Raw genomic sequence first — 22,020 nt, forward strand, 5'->3', positions numbered from 1 at the left:
GGATCGTGGGTGAGACCGGCTGCGGCAAGAGCACAACGGCGCGCCTGGTCATGAGGCTGCTCGACGCGACGTCGGGGGAGGTGCGGTTCGACGGCGAGGACATCACCCGCGTGAAGGGCGCTCGGCTGAAAGAAATCCGGCGCGAGATGCAGATGATCTTCCAGGACCCCTACTCGTCGCTGAACCCGCGCAAGACCGTCGGCTCGATCATCGGCGAGGCGTTCGCGGTGCACGGGCTTGAACGCGGCAAGGAGACGCGCAAGCGCGCCGTGCAGACGCTGATGGAGACGGTCGGCCTGAACCCCGAGCACTACAACCGCTACCCGCACGAGTTCTCCGGCGGGCAGCGCCAGCGCATCGGCATCGCGCGGACCCTCGCACTGCGGCCCAAGCTGATCGTGGCCGACGAGCCGGTGTCCGCGCTCGACGTGTCGATCCAGGCGCAGGTGGTGAACCTGCTGGAGGACCTGCAGGACGAGCTGAACCTGACGTACGTGATGATCGCGCACGACCTGTCCGTGGTGCGCCACGTGTCCGACCGGGTCGCGGTGATGTACCTCGGCAAGATCGTCGAGCTGGCGCAGAGCAAGGATCTGTACGAGCGGCCGATGCACCCGTACACGGTCGCGCTGCTGTCGGCCGTGCCGATCCCGGACACCGCACGCCGCACCAAGCGTGAGCGGATCCGGCTGACCGGCGACGTGCCGAGCCCGGTCAACCCGCCCGCGGCGTGCCGCTTCCACACCAGGTGCTGGAAGGCGCAGGAGATCTGCTCGACCGAGGAGCCGCCGCTGGTGGACCTGGCGCCGGGGCACCAGGTGGCGTGCCACTTCCCGGAGAACGCCGAGCCCCCGGCGGCGCCGGCCGAGGCGCCCGCGGAGTCGTGACCTCCCGGTAGGGTCGCCCGGACCCGGCGGTGACCGCCTCGGGCACTATGAACACATGGTGGTCACGGTGCTCGGGTCGTCCGGCCGAACAGGACGGCACATCGTGCGACTGCTTGTGCGGCAAGGACATGCCGTGCGAGCGGGCGTGCGTAACGGCCGCCGCAGGGACGCGGTGGCGGGCCTGGGTGCCGAACCGGTCATCGCCGACCTGTGCGTGGACCCGGACGAGCTGGTGGAGGTGTTCACCGGCTCGGAGGTGGTGATCAACGCGGCGGGTGCGGCCGACCCCGACCCCGCCGCGGTGGCGCTGATCGACCGGGACGGCGCCATGGCGGGTGTCCGCGCGGCCGAACGCGCGGCGGTGCGCCGCTACGTCCAACTGTCCGCCCAGTTCGCCGACGCCCCGGACCAGGGCGACCGGCTGGTCCGGTCGATCCTCTACGCCAAGCAGGTCTCCGACAACGTCCTCCGCCGGTCCAGTCTGGTGTGGACGGTCGTCCGCGCCGGCACCCTGACCGACGAGCCACCCACCGGCCGCGTGGCCGTGGCCGGCCACCTCGGCGCCGGCCGGGTGTCCCGACAGGACGTGGCCGCGGTGATCACGGCCTGCCTGAAGGAACCCCGCACGGAGAACCGCGGCTTCGACCTCCACAGCGGCCCGCTCCCCGTCCCGGCCGCACTCGCGGCCCTCGACTGAGTCCGGCTCTCGCGGCGGACCCGGACGAGGAGTCCACAAGCGATCCACGAGTGGCGACCGCGATCATGGAGAACACGGGGGCGGGTCTCGTAAAGGGGTTGCCGGACCCGCCCCCAGCGTTGCACCGTCTACCGCGAGAAGCGGTTGATCGCCGAGATCACCGCACGCAGCGTGGCCGTGACGATCGAGCTGTGGACACCCACGCCCCACAGCGTCCGCTCCCCGATGGCGCACTCCACGTAGGCCGCCGCACGGGCGTCGTCCCCGGAGGTCAGGGCGTGTTCGGTGTAGTCGAGGACCCGCACGTCGTAGCCGACCGACGCCAGGGCGTCCACGAAGGCCGCGAGCGGGCCGTTGCCGGAGCCGGCGATCTCGTGCCGGTCGCCCTCGACCTCGACGACCGCGGTGATCTCGTCGTGGCCGCGGCCGTCGTCGGCGATGCGGTGCTCCCGCAGGACCACCGGCGAGGTCAGGTCGAGGTACTCCGTCGCGAACGTCGACCACATCAGTGCCGGCGACACCTCGCCGCCCTCGTTGTCCGTGTACCGCTGGATGACCTGCGAGAACTCGATCTGCAGCCGGCGCGGCAGGTCGAGCTGGTGCTCGGACTTCATGATGTAGGCGACACCGCCCTTGCCGGACTGCGAGTTCACCCGGATCACGGCCTCGTAGGTCCGGCCGACGTCCTTCGGGTCGATCGGCAGGTACGGGACCTCCCACGGGAAGTCGTCCACCGCGGAACCGGCCCGGTCGGCCTCGTTGCGCAGTGCGTCGAGGCCCTTGTTGATGGCGTCCTGGTGCGACCCGGAGAACGCCGTGAACACCAGGTCACCGCCCCACGGGTGCCGCTCGCCGACCGGCAGCTGGTTGCAGTACTCGACGGTCCGCCGGATCTCGTCGATGTCCGAGAAGTCGATCTGCGGGTCGATGCCCTGGCTGAACAGGTTCATGCCCAGCGTCACCAGGCACACGTTGCCGGTGCGCTCGCCGTTGCCGAACAGGCATCCCTCGATCCGGTCCGCGCCGGCCTGGTACCCCAGCTCGGCCGCCGCGACGCCGGTGCCGCGGTCGTTGTGCGGGTGCAGCGAGAGCACCACCGCGTCGCGCCGCTCCAGGTTGCGGTTCATCCACTCGATCGAGTCGGCGTACACGTTCGGCGTCGCCATCTCGACGGTCGCGGGCAGGTTGATGATCACCGGGCGGTCCGGCGACGGCTGCCAGATCTCGGTGATCGCGTTGCACACCTCGGCCGCGTACGACAGCTCGGTGCCGGTGTAGGACTCGGGGGAGTACTCGAACCGGAAGTCGGTGTCGGAGTACTTGCCGGCCAGCTCGGCCACCATCTCGGCGGCGGACGTCGCGATCTTCTTGATGCCCTCGCGCTCCTCGCGGAACACCACGCGCCGCTGGAGGATCGAGGTGGAGTTGTAGATGTGGACGATCGCCTTCCTGGCGCCCTGCAGCGACTCGAACGTGCGCTCGATCAGCTCGGGCCGGCACTGCGACAGCACCTGGATCGACACGTCGTCCGGTACCGCGTCGTCGGTGATGATCTCGCGGACGAAGTCGAAGTCGGTCTGCGACGCGGCCGGGAAGCCGACCTCGATCTCCTTGTAGCCCATGCGGACGAGCAGGTCGAACATGCGCCGCTTGCGGGCGGGCGACATCGGGTCGATCAGTGCCTGGTTGCCGTCCCGCAGGTCCACGGCGCACCACTGCGGCGCGCGGGTGATCACCTTGTCCGGCCAGGTCCGGTCCGGCAGCGAGATCGGCTCGACGACCTGTGCGAACGGCTTGTAACGGTGAATCGGCATGGCCGAGCCGCGCTGGGTGTTCCACGACGGCTGGTCGGTCGGCGAGGGCCGCGACGGCATCCGGAGGTTGCTGCTGGCAGGTCGTTGGGCGTCGGGGATGCTCATGAGAGGGAGTCTCCTGCTTGCTGGTCATTGACAGGCGACCGGCAGGCTTCGCCCCGCGGCGGGGAGCCGGTCTGGTCAGGCCCCGTCGCGGCAACGAAGGAGGAGAGCACGCGCCACGCCGACAGCCTAACCACCTCACGGCGCCGACCAGAAGCGGGGCGTCCGCATAGTGGGCCGAACGGCCTACCCGGATTGCTCCACAGCGCGAGTTTTGTCACATGAAAGCCGGGCATCCACCTACTCATGGCTACTCGTACAGCAAGCGGCACGGCCGCACGTGTGATCTCGCTCGTGGGGGCGGTCTTCGCGCTCATCGAGGTCATCTACATCCTGCTGATCCTCTTTGGCGCGAGCGCGAGCAACGCCTTCTTCCGGTTCATCTCCTCGCTTGCGGAGCCGCTGGCGCTGTTCTGGCCAGGGCTGTTCCCGATCGACAACTACCAACTCAACGTCATCGTCAACTACGGCCTCGCGGCGGTGTTCTGGCTGGTCGTGGCCGGCATCCTCGCGCGTCTCGTCGGCCGCTGGTAAACGTGCGAGACTCCCACCATGACGACTGTGACCAGGTCGGGCGTGGTGGGAGTCCTCGCCGGTGTGGTCCGTTGGGTCGGGCTGGTGTGCGCGCTGGTCCTGGCCGTTCACGTGGTCCTGACCATGGGCGACGCCAACCGGGACAACGGCATCACCGAGTTCTTCGCGACAACCGCCGACCGGGTCGTGCTGGCGTTCAGGAACCTCTTCACGCCGGCGGACGGAAAGCTGCGGGTGCTCGTCAACTACGGGCTCGCCGCGGTCTTCTGGCTGACCGTGTCGGCGGTTTTGTCACGGCTGATCCGTCGCATCGGGTGAGCTTGCGACTACTGTGTAGAACGTGTTCTAGTTAGCGTCGTGGAGACGATCCCGGCCGCTGTCGAGGCAGCCGCGCGCCGGTTCGGCGACGCCGAGGCGCTCGTCGACGGGCCCGTGCGCATGAGCTGGCGGGAACTGCACGAGCAGGTGGGCGGCGCCGCCAGGGTGTTCACCGACGGCGGCGTGCGGCCCGGCGACCGGGTCGCGATCTGCGCGCCCAACACCCACCACTGGGTGCTGTCCGCGCTAGGCGCACTGTCCGCCGGCGCCACGCTCGTGCCCATCAACACCCGGTTCACCGCCACCGAGACCGCCGACATCCTCGACCGCACGCACGCACGCGCACTCGTGGTCGCCGACCAGTTCCTCGGCCGCGACCGGCTCGCCGAGCTGCGGGCGGGCGGGCACACCGTGCCGGAGCTCGTCCTCCCCGTCGCCCCGGGCGAGCCGTGGCAGGCGCTGCCGAGGTCCACCGTGGACGTGCCGGTGAGCCCGGACGACGTCAGCGACATCCTCTTCACCGCCGGCACCACCGGTCGCAGCAAGGGCGCCATGAGCGCGCACCGGCAGGCGCTGGACGTGGCCCGCGCGTGGGCCGAGCACGGCGAGGTCACCGCCGAGGACCGGTACCTGGTGATCAACCCGTTCTTCCACAGCTTCGGTTACAAGGCGGGCATTCTCGTCTGCGTGCTCACCGGCGCGACGATCGTGCCGCAGGCCGTGTACGACGCGGCGGCGGCCGCGCGGCTGGTGCACGACGAGCGGATCAGCGTGATGCCCGGCGCGCCGACGATCTTCCAGACCATGCTGGACCTGCCGGACGTCGACCTGAGGTCGTTGCGGCTGGCGGTGACCGGCGCCGCGGTCGTGCCGGTCCCGCTGGTCGAGCGGATGCAGGCGGAGTTCGGCACGGTACTGACCGCGTTCGGCATGACCGAGGCCGTGGTCGCGACCATGTGCACGTCCGCCGACGACGCGCACACCGTCGCCACCACGTGCGGACGGGCGACGGCGGGCTTCGAGCTGCGGATCGGCGACCGGGACGAGTTGCTCCTGCGCGGCCCGAACGTCATGCTCGGCTACCTCGACGACCCGGAGGCCACGCGGCAGGCCATCGACGCCGACGGCTGGCTGCACACCGGCGATGTCGGCCGCGTCGACGAGCGTGGCTACCTGACGATCACCGACCGCCTAAAGGACATGTACATCTGCGGCGGCTTCAACGTCTACCCGGCCGAGGTCGAGCAGGCGCTGGCCAGGATGCCGGGGGTCACGGACGCGGCGGTCGTCGGCGTGCCCGACGAACGCCTCGGCGAGGTGGGCAAGGCGTTCGTCGTGCGGCGTGCCGCCGGGCTGTCCACCGAGGACGTCGTGGCGTACTGCAAGGGCGTGCTGGCGAACTACAAGGTGCCCCGCCAGGTCGAGTTCCTGGACGTCCTGCCCCGCAACGCCTCCGGCAAGGTGCTCAAGTTCCGGCTACGCGAGCCGGCGGGCTGACCGAGGCCGGGACACGGTCGTTCGCTGCTCACCGCTTCGTGATGCCACCGAGGATCAGTCGCAGGTACTGGTTGGCGAGCTGTTCTGGCGTGAGCCGGCCGTCCTGGCGGAACCAGCGCACCGCGACCCACACCGAGTCACGCAGGAAGCGGTAGGTGACCTCGGGGTCCAGGTCCACCCGGAAGCTGCCGGCGTCGGCGCCGTCGCGAAGGACGGTGATCCAGATCCGCCGGACCTCCTCCTCGGCCTTGGTGAGGTAGTTGAACCGGGGGAGCGTGCGGAGGTAGTTGCGTTCGTTCTGCAGCACGGTGATCGCCGCGCGGTGCTCGCACAGCGACCGGAACGCCTCGGTGACCAGGCCGCGCAGCGCCGTGACCGGCTCGTCGCCGGCGATCTCGCGGTAGGTTTCGAGCAGCTCGTCCAGGTAGCTGGACAGCAGCTCGTCGAGGATCGTCTCCTTCGAGTCGAAGTGGTGGTAGAGGCTGCCGGACAGCACCCCCGCCGCGTCGCCGATGTGGCGAACCGTGGTGGCCCGGTAACCCCGCTCGGCGAACAGCTCCGCCGCGATCCGCACCAGGTCCGCCCGCCGCTCGGAGGGCTTGCCACGCGATTCGGTCATGTTCTCACTCCCGCACCCAAGCGCTAGCTTGGTAGCCTATCACCGTGGCTGACGCCTTCATCGTCGATGCGGTCCGCACGCCGGTCGGCCGGCGTGGCGGCGGGTTGTCCGCCGTGCACCCGGCCGACCTGGGCGCGCACGTCCTGCGTGCGCTGTTCGACCGCGTCCCCCTGGATCCCTCGCTGGCCGACGACGTGATCTTCGGCTGCGTCGACACGATCGGCCCGCAGGCCGGCGACATCGCGCGGACGTGCTGGCTCGTGGCCGGGCTGCCGTCCGAGGTGCCCGGCGTGACCGTGGACCGGCAGTGCGGCTCGTCCCAGCAGGCCGTGCACTTCGCGGCGCAGGCCGTCATGTCCGGCACGGCCGACGTCGTGGTGGCGGGTGGCGTGCAGAACATGAGCGCCATCCCGATCTCGGCGGCCATGCTCGCCGGCCGGGAGTACGGCTTCCCCGACCCGTTCTCGACCTCGCCCGGCTGGCAGGCGCGGTACGGCGACCAGGAGATCTCCCAGTTCCGCGGCGCCGAGATGATCGCCGCGAAGTGGGGTGTCACGCGGTCGGAGATGGAGGAGTTCGCGTTACGCAGCCACGAGCGGGCGCTCGCCGCCATCGACAACGGCTGGTTCGACCCCGAGATCACACCGGTCGGCGAGCTGGTGGCGGACGAGTGTCCACGCCGGGACACGAGCCTGGCGAAGATGGCCGGGCTGAAAACCCTGACCCCGGACGGCCGGCTCACGGCGGCGCTGGCGAGTCAGATCTCCGACGGCGCCGCGGCGCTGCTGGTGGTGTCCGAACGGGTCGTGCGTGAGCACAACCTCACGCCCCGGGCGCGGATCCACCACCTTTCGGCACGCGGCGGCGACCCGGTGATCATGCTCGACGCGCCGATCGTGGCCACCGAGTACGCGCTGTCGAGGGCCGGCCTGTCCATCTCGGACATCTCGCTGGTGGAGATCAACGAGGCGTTCGCGAGCGTGGTGCTGGCGTGGCTGCGGGAGACGGGGGCTGACCCGGCCACGGTGAACCCGACCGGTGGCGCGATCGCCCTCGGGCACCCGCTCGGCGCGACGGGTGCCCGGCTGATGACCACCCTGCTCGGCAACCTGGAACGCACCGGCGGCCGGTACGGCCTGCAGACCATGTGCGAGGGCGGCGGCCAGGCCAACGTGACGATCCTGGAACGCCTGTGAGCGGCACGGCCGTCGTCCTGGTGACCGGCGGCACGCGCGGTGTCGGCCTCGGCGTCGTCCGAGCCTTCGTCAAGGCCGGGGCGCTCGTCGTGACGTGCGGCCGGTCCGAGGTCGACGCCGAGGTTCCGTACCTGCGGGTGGACGTTCGCGATCCGTCCCAGGTGGACACCCTGGTGTCCGCGATTGTCGACGAGTACGGGCGGCTGGACGTGGTCGTCAACAACGCGGGCGGCGCGCCGCCCGTGCCGGCCGCCACCGCATCGCCGCGCCTGCACCAGAAGGTCGTCGAGCTGAACCTGCTCGCGCCGCTGCACGTGTCGCAGCGGGCCAATGCCGTGATGCAGCAACAGGATTCCGGCGGCGCGATCGTGATGATCGGCAGCGTGTCCGGCACCCGCCCGTCCCCGGGCACCGCCGCGTACGGTGCGGCTAAGGCCGGCCTCGCGAACCTGGCCACCTCGCTCGCGGTCGAGTGGGCGCCGAAGGTGCGGGTCAACACGGTCGTGGTCGGCCCGGTCGACACCGAGCTGTCCCACCTGCACTACGGCGACGAGACCGGCGTCGCGGCAGTGGGCTCCACGATCCCCATGGGCCGGATGGCGACCCCGGCGGACGTGGCCGAGGCGTGCCTGTTCCTGGCGTCCCCGGCCGCCGCGTACATCACGGGCAGCACACTGACCGTCCACGGCGGCGGCGAACGGCCGGCCTTCCTGGACGCGTCGAATGCGGAGGTCGAATGATCTGCGAGGGCCGGGTGGTCGTGGTCACGGGCGCCGCGCGAGGCATCGGCGCGGCACACGCCGAGGAGTTCCGCCGGCAGGGCGCGCACGTGATCGTCAACGACGTGGACGGTGGCGACCACAGTACCGACGTCTCCACCTGGGACGGCGCGAAGTCGTTGGTGGACAAGGCGGTCGACGATTACGGGCGGCTCGACGTGCTGGTCAACAACGCCGGCATCGTGCGGGACCGCATGCTCGTGTCGACCAGCGAGGAGGAGTGGGACGCCGTGGTGCGGGTGCACCTGAAGGCCCACTTCCTGACCATCCGCCACGCCGCCGAACACTGGCGTGCGAGGTCGAAGGCCGGCGAGCGGGTGTCCGGCCGGGTGATCAACACCAGCTCGGGCGCGGGGCTGTTCGGCAGCGTCGGCCAGGCGAACTACTCCGCGGCCAAGGCCGGCATCCTGGGGCTGACGTTGGTGGCGGCGGCCGAGCTGGCCCGCTACGGCGTGACGGTCAACGCGATCGCCCCGTCCGCCCGGACCCGGATGACGGAGAAGCTGTTCCCGAACCTCGCGGGCCCGGAGGACATCGCGCCGCTGGTGGTGTGGCTGGGCAGCGAGGAGTCGGCGGACGTGACGGGCCGCGTGTTCGAGGTGGAGGCCGGCAGGATCGGTGTGGTCCTCGGTCACCACCGCGGCCCCTCGGTCGACCGCGGCGGCCGCTGGCCGGTGACCGAGGTGGGCGCGGCCGTGGCCGAGCTAATCGCGAAGACACCGGAGGAGCTTCCCGTCTACGGTGCGTGAGTGCTGAGCCCACCACCCGACTTCACCGACGACGACCTGGTCAGCGCGCTGGCACGGCACTGGCGGGTGAGGGCCTCGACGGTCACCTACCGCGCCGTGGGCTTCGGCAGTCACCACTGGCAGGTGGACACCGGCTGGTTCGCCACCGTGGACGAGGAACCGGACTTCCCGCGTCTGTCCGCGGCCCTGCGGTCGGCCTCGGACGTGCCGGTCGCCATCGCCCCGGTACCCACGCGGCTCGGCGAGCCCCTGGCGCGGGCGGGCAGGTTCGCGGTCGCCCTGTACCCGTTCGTCGACGGCGAGTCGTTCGACTGGGACGACTACCGCGACGCCGAGCACCGCCGTGCCGTGCTGGACATGGTCGTCGCGGTCCACCGGACCCCCACGACCCACGCGTTCACCGAGGACTTCGCCACCCCGGAACTGTCGACCATCGGCGACGCGGGCCCGTACTCCCGTCCCGCCGCCGAACTGCTCGCCCGCCACGCCCCGGCCGTCGACCACCTCCGCACCCGCTACGAGGCACTGACCAGAAAAGCCGACCGCACCCGCTTTGTCCTCACCCACGGCGAACCGCACGCAGGCAACACCATGCTGACCCCCAACGGCTGGCGCCTAATCGACTGGGACACCGCCCTGATCGCCCCACCCGAACGCGACCTCTGGCACCTGGAACCCCCCAACCCCCAAGACACCTACGACGCCCTGGACGCCTACGAGGCAACGACCGGCATCCGCCCAAACCGCGACATGCTCGACCTGTACCGACTGCACTGGGACCTGACCGACCTGGCCGAGATAACCCGCGACTTCAGCCGCCCCCACACCGGCACCCCGAACGACGACGAGAACTGGACAATCCTCCAGAACCTCCTCCCCGTCTAACCCGCGAGTCCCGCATTCACCCATAGCGAGTCCCGCGTTCAAACACACCGAGCTGCGGTTTCGTGCACATGCGACTGCGCGAACCCGCAACTCGATGTGCGAACCCGGAACTCGGTGTGCACGAAACCGCAACTCGGTATGCGTCAACGCGGGACTCGCGGTGTTTGAATGCGGGACTCGCGAGGGGTTAGAAGATTGGGGTGCCCCACTCGCCGGTGAAGGCGATCTCGCTCAGGGGCTTTCTGCGGCGTGGTGCGAGTTCCTTTGCTCGGCGGTCCTCGTCGAGCAGGTCCGGTGAGCCGAGTGTGCCCAGTGCGATCACTACCTGGGGCTCGACGTCCGGGGGCAGGGAGAACACCAGCTTCGCGCCCTCCTTGTCGAAGCCGCCCATCTGGTGTGCGACCAGGCCCTCCGCGACTGCCTGGAGGGCGAGGTTCTCCGCCGCGAGGCCGACGCCGAACACGGGCATGGGCACCGCACCCTTCTCGTTCTCGGTCGCCGCGCAGGCCAGCAGGAGCACCGCCGCGGGGTGCGCCCAGCCCTGGTTCCGCCTGGACAGCAGGTCGAAAAGTCGCCCGAAGGTGTCATCGCCACGCCGCCCGACCAGGAACCGCGCCGGCTGGGTGTTGCCGTTGGACGGCGCCCACCGGGCCGCCTCCAGCACCGCACGTAGCTGCTCGTCGGTGACCTTGCCGTCCGGGTCCAGCGCCCGAGGACTCCACCGCGCCGCGATCAGCGGGTGGACCGGCACACTCGTCTCTGCATCCCTGTCAGTCATCAGATCGCATAACCCCACGAAGTCAGCGCGTATGCCCCGAACCAGGAGCTTGCCACGGCCAGCCCGCACAGCACGGTCACGAACGTGGCGGGCCGCCGTTCGGCCAGGCCAAGCGCCACCGGGACGAGCAGGGTGAACGCCGGCAGCACGAGTCGCGCCTTGGAGTTCATCAACCCGTTGGACGCCAGGTCCATCGCCAGCACGCCCGCCGCGTACACGATCAGCGGCCACTCCACCCGCTGCACGATCATGATCACTACCAGCGCGATGGCCAGCAGGAGGAACCACACCGTCGCGACCTCGAGCACGGACCGGGCGTCCGCCAGCGCGTCCAGCGAGAACCGCACCGTGGCCGCGCCGCCGTCGAAACCGGTGCCCCAGCCCCGTTCCTGCAACGCGAACCAGCCGTTCCACTCACCCGTCCGCACGCCGACCCACGCCAGGTACCCGATCAGCCCGACCGGGGCCACCAGCGCGCCGACCCAGGGTCGCCAGCCGTCCCGGCGGGCGACTATCGCCAGCAGCACGGCGACGCACAACGCGAGCACCAGCGCCGCGCCGGTCGACCGGACCAGCCCGGCCAGGGTGCAGCACACCCCGGCCAGCAGCCACTTCCGCTCCAGCACCCCGACCAGTGCCCACACGGCGAACGCGCAGAACATCGCCTCCGAGTAGGCCATCGACAGCACGATCGACATCGGCGCCGCCGCGAACAGGGCCACCAGGATCAGCCCGGCCTGTCGCGAGCCGCCGCGGATGCGCGTGCCCATCCTGGCCAGCCCGTACGAGCAGAAGACCCCCGAGACGATCGTCACGGTCAGGGCCGAGCTGACCAGCCCGATCCCGTGCGGACCGTCGATCGCGGCGAACCACCGAACGACCATCGGGTAGCCGGGGAAGAACGCGAGCGGCGTCTCGACGCTGCGGTGCCCGAACGCGTCGACCAGCCCGACCGGCACCCCGGAGTACCCGCCGCCCGCGATCGCGAGGAACCACTGGCCGTCCCACGACCGCAGCGCCTCGGACACCGAGTGGAGGTTCCGGCTGGCCATCCAGGTCAGCACCAGGAGCCCCAGCTCGCGGATGCCGAGGAAGATCAACGCGGGGGCCAGCAGCGAGCCGAGTCTGCGGACCGTCCACGGACGGTTCGCAGGCGCATGGCGCACGGTCTCCTTCGCCGAGGGGTCCTCCGCCTCGGTTCGCGTCACGTCAGTCGCCGACACCCCGATCCTTCCCGCCGGTTCCCGCATTACAGACTAGGACGCGCGTTCGCGCACGTGGTGGCGGCCACACGCATGACGGAAAGGACTCGACCCCTCGGTTAGGCTCCCTCTGACGCTTGAGGAGGTAGCTGCCAGTGGCGCTCGTGGTCCAGAAGTACGGCGGTTCATCGCTGGAGAACGCGGACCGGATCAAGCGGGTGGCCGAGCGGATCGTGGCGACCCGCAAGGCCGGCAACGACGTGGTCGTCGTGTGCTCCGCGATGGGGGACACCACCGACGAACTGCTCGACCTCGCGCAGCGGGTCAACCCGGTCCCGCCGTCGCGGGAGATGGACATGCTGCTCACCGCGGGTGAGCGCATCTCGAACTCCCTGGTGGCGATGGCCATCAGCGCGCTGGGCGCCGAGGCCCGCTCGTTCACGGGGTCGCAGGCCGGGGTGATCACCGACTCGACGCACGGCCGCGCCCGCATCATCGACGTCACCCCCAGCCGCGTGCAGGAGGCGCTCGAGCAGGGCTTCATCTGCCTCGTCGCCGGCTTCCAGGGCGTGAGCCAGGACACCAAGGACATCACGACGCTCGGCCGCGGCGGGTCGGACACCACCGCCGTAGCGCTCGCCGCCGCGCTGAACGCCGACGTGTGCGAGATCTACACGGACGTGGACGGCGTGTACACCGCGGACCCGCGGATCGTCGCGAACGCGCGGCGGCTCGACCGGGTGCCGTACGAGGAGATGCTGGAGATGGCGGCGTCCGGGGCGAAGGTCCTGATGCTGCGCTGCGTCGAGTACGCCCGCCGCTACGGCGTCACCATCCACGTCCGCTCGTCGTACACCAACCGGCCGGGCACCATCGTCATCGGCTCAACGGAGGACATTCCCGTGGAACAGGCCATGATCACCGGAGTCGCGCACGACCGCTCCGAGGCCAAGGTCACCGTCACCGGTGTGCCCGACCAGGCCGGCGTCGCGGCCCGGATCTTCCGGGTGATCGCCGACGCCGAGATCGACATCGACATGGTGCTGCAGAACGTGTCGAGCACGGTGTCCGGCCGCACCGACATCACGTTCACGCTGTCGAAGGACAACGGGCCGTCCGCCGTGGCCACGCTCGAGAAGATCCGCGAGGAGCTGGGCTTCACCGCGGTGCTCTACGACGACCACGTCGGCAAGGTGTCCCTCGTCGGCGCCGGCATGCGGTCCCACCCGGGTGTCACGGCCACGTTCTGTGAGGCCCTCGCGAAGGCCGGCGTGAACATCGAGATCATCAACACCTCGGAGATCCGCATCTCCGTGCTGATCAGGGACACCCAGCTCGACGAGGCCGTCCAGGCCATCCACAGCGCCTTCGGGCTCGGCGGCGAAGAGGTCGCCCAGGTGTACGCGGGGAGTGGTCGCTGATGGCTCCGGTCCTGGCACTGGTCGGCGCCACCGGCGCGGTGGGCACCGTGATGATCGACATCATGAACGAGCGGTCCGAGTGGCCGTGGGGCGAGGTGCGGCTGATCGCGTCACCGCGCTCGGCCGGGCGTCGCCTGACCGTGAGAGGCGAAGAGCTGACGGTGGTCGCCCTGTCCCCGGCGGCGTTCGACGGCGTGGACGTCGCGATGTTCGACGTCCCGGACGAGGTCTCGGCGGAGTGGGGCCCGGTCGCGGCCGCCCGCGGCGCGGTCGTGGTCGACAACTCGGGCGCGTTCCGGATGGACGACGACGTGCCGCTCGTGGTCCCCGAGTGCAACCTCGACAAGATCGCCGACCGCCCGCGCGGCATCATCGCGAACCCGAACTGCACGACCCTGTCGATGATGGCCGCGCTCGGCGCCTTGCACCGCGCGTTCACGCTGACCGAACTGGTCGTCGCCTCGTACCAGGCGGTGTCCGGCGCGGGGGTGGCCGGCGTGGAGCGCCTGTACGCGGAGCTGGCCGCGGTGGTCGGCAAGGGCGTCGGCGTGCGGGCCGGAGACGTGCGGGAGGCACTGGAGGCGGCCGGTCTCGCGCAGGCGGACTCCCCGTTCCCGGCGCCGCTGGCCCTGAACGTGGTCCCGTCGGCGGGCTCGTACAAGGGTGACGGCTGGTTCTCCGAGGAGCTGAAGGTCCGCAACGAGTCCCGCAAGATCCTGGGCATCCCGGACCTGAAGGTGTCGGCGACCTGTGTCCGCGTCCCGGTGGTGACCACGCACTCGCTTGCCGTCCACGCGACGTTCGCACAGGAGGTGACGGTCCAGCGTGCGCGCGACGTGTTCGCCGCCCAGCCGTCGGTGGTCGTCATGGACGACCCGGCGAACGGGGTGTTCCCGACACCGGCGGACGTGGTCGGCGGCGACCCGACCTACGTGGGCCGCATCCGCCAGGCGCTGGACTTCCCGAACACACTGGACTTCTTCGTGTGCGGCGACAACCTCCGCAAGGGGGCGGCGCTCAACACCTACGAGATCGCCGAGGCGCTGGCGAACTAGTGTTCCGCGCCGGAAATCAGGCAACTAATTCGGCGGCCCAGCTTCCTGCTGGCGGCGTTCCCGGTTCGCCCAAGTACGACCCAGTACGAGGGCGAACCGGCGTCTTGCCAGCAGAAACCTGGATCCACCGACTTGATCACCGCATTTCCGGCGCGGGACACTAGGCGAGCACGGCCAGGACGGTCGTGCCGGGTGGGAACGTGCCCTCGGCGATACGGGTGAGGAGACCGGCCATCATCTTGGCCTCGTACACCCGGTCGAGCGCGATCCCGTGCCGTGCCTCGAAGTCCGCGGCGAAGGCGTCGAGCTCGGCGGTGCTTTTCGCGTAGCCGCCGAAGTGGAAGTCGTGGTCGACCGTCCAGTTGGCCGTGGCCGCGCCGAACGCCGCGCACTGAAGTCGGCGCACCTCGTCGGCGAGGTGGCGGGCTCCTTTGAGGACGGCGAAGCCGAGCGCCTGCCGGGCGCCCGCGGCGATGCCCGCGAGCGTGGCGCCGGTGCCGACCGCGCAGCAGATCACGTCGAAGGCGTCGTCCAGCTCGCCGGTCAGCTCGGCGCAGCCCCGGACGCCGAGGGCGTTGGCGCCGCCTTCCGGCACGACGTAGCCGGGCCCGAACTCGTCGAGGAGCCTCGTCAGCACGGCCGGCTCGGTCTTGTGCCGGTAGGTGGTCCGGTCCAGGTAGGTCAGTGTCATGCCGCGGCTGGTGGCGTACGCGAGGGAGTCGTTGAGCGGTTCGTGTTCCTCACCGCGGATGACACCGACCGTCGCGAACCCGAGGTGCCGCCCGGCGGCGGCCACGGCACGGACGTGGTTCGAGTACGCGCCGCCGAACGTGAGCAGCCGGGTGTGCCCCTGTCCCCGGGCAGCCACGAGGTTGTGCTTCAGCTTGCGCCACTTGTTGCCGGGCACCTCGGGATGCACGAGGTCGTCACGCTTGAGCACCAGCCGAACACCGTGCGGCTCGACCCGGTCGTCACGCAGCTCGGTCAGCGGCGAGGGCAGGCACGGGCCAAGCATGCGGTGAGCGTATCTATTAACCCGATCGGTTGACGCTTTCGCCCAAACCGGTGGTTGTTGGCCGTTTCCGGTACCTTCAGTCGCGCTGGGTCGGGGGAAAGCGACATCGTGGAGCGACGAAGCATGACCGCAGCCCGACGGCGGGCACTCCGGCCAGCACAGTGGGACATCGCGGCCGCGCCTCGGGGCGTGCTGCCGCTGTACCTCACCGTCGAGGCGGCCGCGGTGGTGCTCCTCGCCCTCTTTCCCGGTGACACGCCCCGGGTGCTGGACTGGGCGCGGTTCGGCGCGCTGCTCGTCGCGGGCTGCCTGCAGACCGAGCTGTCCCTGCGCGTCGAGAAGGCACGCCGCTACCGCGCCGACGGGCCGCACATCAGCATGACGTCGGTCTGGATGTTCAGTGGCGCGGCCGTACTGCCGGCCGTCATGGCCGTCGGGCTGACCGTGATCATCTACCTGCACCTGTGGCTGCGGGTGTGGTGGCGGGTGCAGGGCCGCTCGGCGTACCGGGTCGTCTACTCCGCGACCACGATCGTGCTGGCGTGTGTCGCGGTAGGACCGATCATGAAGTGGTGCGGCGTCGAGAACGTGCTCACCGAGGACTTCCACGGCGGCCTGCTCCTGCTCGCCATCGTCGTGTCCGGACTCGTCTACACGACGATCAACGGCGGCATCGTCGCGGTGGGGATCAAGCTGCACCACCCGAACCGGCCGTGGGCCAGGACGATCGGCACAGGTTCGGAGAACGCGCTGGAGCTGGCCACGCTCAGCCTCGGCGGCGCGACGGCGGTCGTGCTGGTGACCCAGCCGGCGCTGGTCGCGCTGATGCTGCTGCCGGTCGTCGTCCTGCACCGCAACGTCCTCATGCGACAGCTGGAGGAGAAGGCCGCCCAGGACTCGAAGACGGGCCTGTTCACCGCCGAGGAGTGGCGTGCCCGCCTCGCGACCGAGCTGGTGCGCACCGAGGGCCACTTCGCCGTGCTGATGGTCGACCTCGACCGTTTCAAGCTGGTCAACGACACCTACGGCCACATGGCCGGTGACGCCGTGCTGAGGCGGGTCGCGGAGACGGTCACCGGGCAGCTGCGTGCGTACGACTCGGTGGGCCGCTGGGGCGGCGAGGAGTTCGCGGTCCTGCTGGCGCACATCGTCGAGCCCGGCGCGCGGGACGTGGCCGAACGCATCCGGCTCGCGGTCGCCGACCTCGACGTGACGGTGACCATCGACGACACCTCGCACGTGATCGGGAACCTGTCGGCGTCGGTCGGGTTGGCCATGTACCCGGACGCCGGTGTCACGGTCGACAGCCTGGTGCACGCCGCCGACATCGCGATGTACCGGGCCAAGCACGCCGGCCGGAACGTCGTGGTGAGCTGGGCGGACCAGCCGGAGCCGGCCGCGAGTGTGGCCGTCCCGACGAGTCCACCCAACCTTCGGCACCGTCCGCCGTCTGAACAGACATGAACATCCGACTCGCTGAGCACGCTGACGGCGCGGCCGTCGCGGAGGTGCACATCGCGGCCCGCAACGCCTACTACGACGGGCACCTCGACGTCGAGGCACTCGACCGGAGGGCCGCGCAGCTGCGGGCCATCTACACGGGCAAGCCGGAGCGGTTCGAGCGCAACCTGTGGTGCGCCGAGGTCGACGGCGAGGTCCTGGGCATGGCACTGATCGGGCCACCCAAGGCGTGGTTGGGGCCGTGGGTCGGCGATCTGTACCAGATCCACGTGCGCCCGGACCACTGGAGAAAGGGCATCGGCACCGCACTGCACGACGTGTGCATCGAGGCGTGGCGCGACGCGGGCGTCACCGTCGGCGTCCTGGAGGTGTGGTCCCACAACGACCGCGCGCAGGCGTTCTACGAGAGCCACGGCTGGCGTCCGGACGGGCACACCCGTCCGGGACACCAGGCGGACACCTACGTGCGGCTACGCAGAACCATCCTCTGACCGCGCCCGTGACTCCTGGCCCGTGACTCCTCGCCGGCGCGGAGTCACGCCACCATCGAGGCACTGCCCGACGCACGGTTCACCCCGGGTGCCGGGCAGTGCCACCCACAGCGTCTCCGAAACTCACACCGGCGCCAGCTCCTTCCCCCGCGCGACCAGCAGCCCGGCCACTGCCGCGACCAGCAGCCCGCCGGCACCCGCGACCGCGAACCCCCACGCCGGTGACGCGTGGTCCACCATGAACCCGGCCGCGGGCGCCCCCGCCGCCTGGCCCAGGGTGAACGCCGACGACTGCAGACCCGTCGCCAGGCCCCGGACGTCCGGCGGTGCCAGCCGGGCCACCTCCTCCGCGGTCGCGGCGACCGTCGGTGCGCACAGGGCCGCCGCCGGGATCAGGGCCAGCGTCAGCATCCACCAGTCACCCGCCAGCCCGACCGGAATGGTCAGCGCCCCGAGCAGCGTCATCAGCAGCAGCTGCGGGTACGACCGGCGCAGCGCCCCGTAGACCAGACCGCCGATCGCCGACCCGCCAGCCCACACCACCATGACGACGCCCGTCCACTCCAGGTCGCCGGACCACTGCACGTGCGCCACGATCGCCACCTCGGTGCCGCCCAGTACGAACACCGCGCCGGCCCCGACGAACAGCACGCTGATCATCCGCGGCGTCAGCCACTCCCGGCGCGGCACCTGCCGCGCCTCCGCCTTCTCCTCCGCGCTGCGCACCGCCGGGTTCACCACGATCAGCAGCACCCCGACCAGCACCAGCCCCGTCGCCATCACCACCATGGCCGTCTGCGTCGAGAACTGCGTCGAGACCAGCACCGCCAGCGCCGGGCCGATCATGTACGACAGCTCGGTCGTGACCGAGTCCACGGAGTAGGCGGTGCGCCGCAGGTCGGGCGGCACCAGCGCGGCCATCGCCTGCCGGCCGAGCGACATCGCCGGGATGATCAGGAACCCGCCGACGAACGCGCCGACCAGCAGCAGGTGGTACGGGAGTAATCGCGCGACCAGCCAGAACGTGGCCTCGCCGATCGTGGTGATCAGCACCATCCTGCGCAGGCCGTACCGGTCGACCACGCGCCCCATGAAAGCGGCGCCGAGCGCGATGCCGACCGTGGCGACACCGCCGACGGCGCCCGCGGCGCCATAACCCCTGTCCATCGACACCGCGACGTGCAGGGTGAGGACCATCCCGGCCATCGTGCCGGGCAGACGTGCGAAGAAGACCAGCACCAGCAGGGTGCGCACCCCCGGCAGCGCCAGAACCTGGCGGTACAACTGCATAAGTCGATGTGACCTCTCTCGCTCGATCCGTGGCAAGGGTTTATCAGTGAGCACCGACAACCTCGGATTTCTTGACCGATTCAAGAAAAGGTGATGCAGTGTAGGAACCATGGACGACCTGCGCGCCGGACCGGCCGAGAAGCTCAGGGCGGTCGGGTTGCGGGTGACCGCACCCCGCCTCGCCACGCTCGACTGGCTCGCCGTGCATCCGCACGCCACCGCGGAGCAGGTCGCCGACGGCGTGCGCAGGCGCCTCGGCTCCGTGTCCACCCAGGCGATCTACGACGTCCTGAACGCGTGCACGCAGAGCGGGCTGCTCCGGCGGATCGAGCCGGCCGGCCATCCAGCCAGGTACGAGACGCGCACGAAGGACAACCACCACCACCTCGTCTGCCGGACGTGCGGGCGGACCGAGGACGTCGACTGCGTGGTCGGCGAGGCGCCCTGCCTGGAGCCGGACGCGACGGCCGGCTATGTGGTCGACGAGGCGGAAGTGGTGTTCTGGGGCCTCTGCCCGGCCTGCGTCGCCTAGCAAGGCCGACGCCGCGGTCGGGTGGCGATCGGCAATGGTCGTTTCTGCCACAAGCGCGGCACCGCGGCCGACCGAGAAGAAAGCGCGGGAAACCGGTTCAGGCCGTCGGCCGGAAAATGTCGACGACGTTGGCGCGGGAACGCAGTGCGAGCCCGGTGCGTAACGCGCCGGCCGCCTCGGAGACGGCCTCCCGGAAACGTGTGCCGAGGTTCAGGAAATTGACGAAACCGTGTATGAGGTCGTCGTGCTGACGCTTCACCACGGGCACGCCGGCGTCCCGCAGCCGGTCGGCGAACGCGTTGCCCTCGTCCCGCAGCGGGTCGAACCCGGCGGTCGCGACGTAGGCGGGCGGCAGGCCACGCAGGTCGTCGGCGAGCAGGACGGACAGCCGCGGGTCGTGGCGCTCGACGGGATCGGGGCAGTAGTGGTCGAGGAACCAGGTCATGTCGTCGTCGGTGAGGTAGAACCCGTCGGCGAACAGGTCCCGCGAGTGGCGGCGCGTCGTGGCGTCGGTGGCGGGGTAGAAGAGCAGCTGGAACACGGGCCTCGGCCCGTTCTCGAGCGCCTGCAGGCAGACGGCTGCGGCGAGGTTGGCCCCCGCGCTGTCCCCGCCGACCGCGATGGCGGACGTGTCGACCCCGAGCGCCTCGGCGTTGCGTGCGGCGAACCGGAACGCGGTGACGGCGTCGTCGGCTGCGGCGGGGAACGGGCGCTCCGGCGCCAGCCGGTACCCGACCGACAGCACGCGGACCTGGGCGTTGCGGGCCAGGTAGCGGCAGACCGCGTCGTGGGTGTCGATGCTGCCGACGACCCAGCCGCCGCCGTGGAAGTAGACGAGCAGCGGTGACCCGCCGGCCAGGTTCGCCGGCTCGAAGAGGCGCGCGGGGATCGGCCCGTCCTCGGCGGGGATCCCGAGGTTCCGGCTGAGTACCCCGGACAGCGCGGGCGCGGCGAGCATGCCTCTGCTGGCCTCGAGGTACTGCCGCGCCTCGGCCGGTGTGCCCTTGGTGAGGCTGGCGCCGGAGAGCGCCATCATGCGGAGCAGCAGCTGCGCGTCGAGCGCCAGCTCCAGGTCGTCGCGCCGGATGGGCGGCCCGGCGAGCAGCCGGCGCAGGCGCTGCGGGAGCGCGAACACGGCGTGCAGGGCGAGTCCTTGCACGGGCAGCGGAACCCGGTCCGTCAGAGTCGACATGAACGCCTCCCCCTTTGACTAACGGCGAGGCTACCCACTGATTCCCCGTCCGTCGCCACCTCACGTGCGAACACGCTTCATGAACGGACGAAACGCGCACCCCATTCGTGGACCTGGTCGAGCAGCTCGGGCGGCCCGACGACGTGGAAGTCGGCGCCGACCACGCCGAGCGCCATGACCGGCCAGTCGAGTGCGTCGACGGTCATGCGTACCCGGGAACGCCCCGCGCCGGCCTCCTCCACCGTGGACCACTGGCCGATCCGCTCGCGCACGGTGGCGACCGGCGCGTCGACCACGACCTCCACCTCGTACGGCCGGGGCGCGTTCGCCAGACCGGTGCGGACGAACTCGGCGGCGTCGGTCGCCGGCAGGTCACGCGGCCGGAACGGGGTGCCGGTGCCGATCGGGCCGGTGAGCCGGTCGAGCCGGAAGCTGCGCCAGTCGTGCCGGGCGAGGTCGTAGGCGACCAGGTACCAGCGGCGGCCGACGCCGACCAGCCGGTGCGGCTCGACGTGCCGGTCCGTCCGCTGGCCGCCGGCCGCGGTGTAGGCGAAGCGCAGGCGTTCGCTGTCCCGGCAGGCCAGCGCGACCGTGGTCAGCACGCCGGGGTCGACGTTGGTCGTCGTGTCCCAGCTGACCGGCACGGTCATCGCACGGATCGCCTCGACCCGGCGCCGCAGCCGGCCGGGCATCACCCGCGCGACCTTGGCGAGCACCCGCGCGGAGGCCTCGGCGATGCCCTCGACCGGTCCCTGTGCGGCGGCCTGGAGCCCGACGGCCAGGGCGACCGCCTCCTCGTCGTCGACCATCAGCGGCGGCAGCTCGGCACCCGCGGCGAGCTGGTAGCCGCCTTCGACACCGCGCTGCGCCTCGACCGGGTAGCCGAGCTCGCGCAGCCGGTCGACGTCCCGGCGCAGCGTGCGGACCGAGACGCCGAGCCGGTCGGCCAGCTCGGCGCCCGGCCAGTACCGGTGCGTCTGGAGCAGGGACAGCAGCCGCAGTGTCCGTGAGCTGGTGTTCGCCATGTTTCGAAGTCTGCCCGAATTGAGGTCGGAAAGTGGCCGCTATAGCCTCTAACGTTGCTCTCGACCAGGGAAACAACGGAAGGTGAAGACAGATGACCAGCGCCATCACCCGCGACGAGACCGCCACCGGTGAGCGTGCCGACCTGCTGGCGATGCTGACCAAGGAACGGTTCTTCCTGCGGCACACGACCCGCGACCTGACCGACGAGCAGGCCGGGGCGCGGCCGACCGCCAGCGAGCTGTGCCTCGGCGGCCTGGTCAAGCACGTCAGTGCGGTCGAGCGGGGCTGGGTGGACTTCATCCTGAACGGCCCGTCACCCTCCAAGGACTTCGCCAACATGACCGAGGAGGACTTCGCCAAGCGCGCCGACGAGTTCCGCCTGCTCCCGGGCGAGACGCTGGCCGGGGTCCTCGCCGAGTACGCCGAGGTGGCCGCCCGCACCGACGAGCTGGTCGGGACCGTGTCCCTGGACGCCTCCCA

At 70.7% G+C, this 22,020-nt stretch carries 23 protein-coding genes; 15 read left to right on the forward strand and 8 right to left on the reverse strand.

Annotation, left to right across the window (positions count from 1 at the left end; translation table 11 throughout):
• Both VET29_RS18665 and VET29_RS18670 read left to right on the forward strand, forming a co-directional pair.
• A partial coding sequence (locus VET29_RS18665) for an oligopeptide/dipeptide ABC transporter ATP-binding protein (protein WP_324921972.1) occupies positions 1-887 on the forward strand: 887 nt, incomplete at its 5' end.
• A gap of 55 nt (positions 888-942) precedes the next feature.
• A complete protein-coding gene (locus tag VET29_RS18670; protein WP_324921974.1) occupies positions 943-1,584 on the forward strand; it encodes an NAD(P)H-binding protein in 642 nt (213 codons plus the stop codon).
• A gap of 128 nt (positions 1,585-1,712) precedes the next feature.
• Here VET29_RS18670 and leuA read toward each other — a convergent pair whose 3' ends face one another.
• Positions 1,713-3,503 (reverse strand): 2-isopropylmalate synthase, encoded by a 1,791-nt coding sequence (leuA, locus tag VET29_RS18675; RefSeq protein ID WP_324921976.1) that lies wholly within the window; start codon positions 3,501-3,503, stop codon positions 1,713-1,715.
• A gap of 243 nt (positions 3,504-3,746) precedes the next feature.
• Between leuA and VET29_RS18680 the strand changes: the two genes are divergently transcribed.
• From VET29_RS18680 to VET29_RS18690, 3 genes are read left to right on the forward strand one after another with little or no spacing between them, the layout of a single operon-like run.
• Entirely contained in the window at positions 3,747-4,034 is a 288-nt protein-coding gene (locus VET29_RS18680; RefSeq protein WP_324921978.1) for a hypothetical protein, read from the forward strand.
• A gap of 18 nt (positions 4,035-4,052) precedes the next feature.
• Positions 4,053-4,352 (forward strand): hypothetical protein, encoded by a 300-nt coding sequence (locus tag VET29_RS18685; protein ID WP_324921981.1) that lies wholly within the window; start codon positions 4,053-4,055, stop codon positions 4,350-4,352.
• Positions 4,353-4,391: 39 nt separating this feature from the next.
• A complete protein-coding gene (locus VET29_RS18690; RefSeq protein WP_324921983.1) occupies positions 4,392-5,849 on the forward strand; it encodes a FadD3 family acyl-CoA ligase in 1,458 nt (485 codons plus the stop codon).
• Between the two features lie 28 nt (positions 5,850-5,877).
• On the opposite strand, the gene VET29_RS18695 is transcribed toward VET29_RS18690, so the two are convergent.
• Positions 5,878-6,468, reverse strand: coding sequence for a TetR/AcrR family transcriptional regulator (locus VET29_RS18695; RefSeq protein ID WP_324921985.1), 591 nt, complete (start codon positions 6,466-6,468; stop codon positions 5,878-5,880).
• Positions 6,469-6,512: 44 nt separating this feature from the next.
• Here VET29_RS18695 and VET29_RS18700 point away from each other — a divergent pair, with 44 nt between their 5' ends.
• From VET29_RS18700 to VET29_RS18715, 4 genes are read left to right on the forward strand one after another with little or no spacing between them, the layout of a single operon-like run.
• A complete protein-coding gene (locus VET29_RS18700; RefSeq protein ID WP_324921987.1) occupies positions 6,513-7,664 on the forward strand; it encodes an acetyl-CoA C-acetyltransferase in 1,152 nt (383 codons plus the stop codon).
• A complete protein-coding gene (locus VET29_RS18705) occupies positions 7,661-8,404 on the forward strand; it encodes an SDR family oxidoreductase (RefSeq protein WP_324921989.1) in 744 nt (247 codons plus the stop codon). The genes VET29_RS18700 and VET29_RS18705 overlap by 4 nt, the downstream gene beginning before the upstream one ends.
• Positions 8,401-9,192: an SDR family NAD(P)-dependent oxidoreductase gene (locus VET29_RS18710; RefSeq protein ID WP_324921993.1), complete on the forward strand. Its 792-nt coding sequence runs from the start codon at positions 8,401-8,403 to the stop codon at positions 9,190-9,192. The genes VET29_RS18705 and VET29_RS18710 overlap by 4 nt, the downstream gene beginning before the upstream one ends.
• Positions 9,193-10,077, forward strand: a complete 885-nt coding sequence (locus VET29_RS18715; protein ID WP_324921997.1) for an aminoglycoside phosphotransferase family protein — start codon at positions 9,193-9,195, stop codon at positions 10,075-10,077. It abuts the gene before it with no gap.
• 187 nt (positions 10,078-10,264) lie between these two features.
• Here the strand turns inward: VET29_RS18715 and VET29_RS18720 are convergent, their stop codons facing one another.
• Both VET29_RS18720 and VET29_RS18725 read right to left on the reverse strand, forming a co-directional pair.
• Positions 10,265-10,855, reverse strand: a complete 591-nt coding sequence (locus VET29_RS18720) for a nitroreductase family protein (RefSeq protein ID WP_324922000.1) — start codon at positions 10,853-10,855, stop codon at positions 10,265-10,267.
• On the reverse strand, positions 10,855-12,063 hold the full coding sequence (locus VET29_RS18725) for a hypothetical protein (protein ID WP_324922003.1): 1,209 nt from the start codon (positions 12,061-12,063) through the stop codon (positions 10,855-10,857). The genes VET29_RS18720 and VET29_RS18725 overlap by 1 nt, the downstream gene beginning before the upstream one ends.
• Positions 12,064-12,212: 149 nt before the next feature.
• Here VET29_RS18725 and VET29_RS18730 point away from each other — a divergent pair, with 149 nt between their 5' ends.
• Together VET29_RS18730 and VET29_RS18735 are read left to right on the forward strand one after the other, a co-directional pair.
• Complete coding sequence (locus VET29_RS18730) at positions 12,213-13,478, forward strand: aspartate kinase (RefSeq protein WP_324922008.1); 1,266 nt, start codon at positions 12,213-12,215, stop codon at positions 13,476-13,478.
• Positions 13,478-14,533, forward strand: coding sequence for an aspartate-semialdehyde dehydrogenase (locus VET29_RS18735; RefSeq protein ID WP_324922010.1), 1,056 nt, complete (start codon positions 13,478-13,480; stop codon positions 14,531-14,533). Before VET29_RS18730 ends, VET29_RS18735 begins: the two co-directional genes overlap by 1 nt.
• Before the next feature lie 160 nt (positions 14,534-14,693).
• Here VET29_RS18735 and VET29_RS18740 read toward each other — a convergent pair whose 3' ends face one another.
• Positions 14,694-15,548: a 1-aminocyclopropane-1-carboxylate deaminase/D-cysteine desulfhydrase gene (locus VET29_RS18740; protein ID WP_324922012.1), complete on the reverse strand. Its 855-nt coding sequence runs from the start codon at positions 15,546-15,548 to the stop codon at positions 14,694-14,696.
• Between the two features lie 123 nt (positions 15,549-15,671).
• Between VET29_RS18740 and VET29_RS18745 the strand changes: the two genes are divergently transcribed.
• Entirely contained in the window at positions 15,672-17,012 is a 1,341-nt protein-coding gene (locus tag VET29_RS18745; RefSeq protein WP_324922015.1) for a GGDEF domain-containing protein, read from the forward strand.
• Complete coding sequence (locus VET29_RS18750) at positions 17,009-17,500, forward strand: GNAT family N-acetyltransferase (RefSeq protein WP_324922017.1); 492 nt, start codon at positions 17,009-17,011, stop codon at positions 17,498-17,500. Before VET29_RS18745 ends, VET29_RS18750 begins: the two co-directional genes overlap by 4 nt.
• Before the next feature lie 123 nt (positions 17,501-17,623).
• Here VET29_RS18750 and VET29_RS18755 read toward each other — a convergent pair whose 3' ends face one another.
• On the reverse strand, positions 17,624-18,790 hold the full coding sequence (locus tag VET29_RS18755) for an MFS transporter (protein ID WP_324922019.1): 1,167 nt from the start codon (positions 18,788-18,790) through the stop codon (positions 17,624-17,626).
• A 109-nt stretch (positions 18,791-18,899) separates the two neighbouring features.
• Between VET29_RS18755 and VET29_RS18760 the strand changes: the two genes are divergently transcribed.
• The gene (locus tag VET29_RS18760) at positions 18,900-19,322 is read left to right on the forward strand and encodes a Fur family transcriptional regulator (RefSeq protein ID WP_324922021.1); all 423 of its coding nucleotides are present in this window, start codon (positions 18,900-18,902) and stop codon (positions 19,320-19,322) included.
• A 97-nt stretch (positions 19,323-19,419) separates the two neighbouring features.
• Here VET29_RS18760 and VET29_RS18765 read toward each other — a convergent pair whose 3' ends face one another.
• Complete coding sequence (locus VET29_RS18765) at positions 19,420-20,514, reverse strand: alpha/beta hydrolase (RefSeq protein ID WP_324922023.1); 1,095 nt, start codon at positions 20,512-20,514, stop codon at positions 19,420-19,422.
• 77 nt (positions 20,515-20,591) lie between these two features.
• Complete coding sequence (locus VET29_RS18770) at positions 20,592-21,539, reverse strand: YafY family protein (protein WP_324922026.1); 948 nt, start codon at positions 21,537-21,539, stop codon at positions 20,592-20,594.
• 92 nt (positions 21,540-21,631) lie between these two features.
• On the opposite strand from VET29_RS18770, the gene VET29_RS18775 reads away from it, so the two are divergent.
• On the forward strand, positions 21,632-22,020 hold a 389-nt coding region (locus tag VET29_RS18775; RefSeq protein ID WP_324922028.1), incomplete at its 3' end, for a DUF664 domain-containing protein.

It is taken from the genome of Actinophytocola sp. (assembly GCF_035634895.1).
Classification (GTDB): Bacteria; Actinomycetota; Actinomycetes; order Mycobacteriales; family Pseudonocardiaceae; genus Actinophytocola.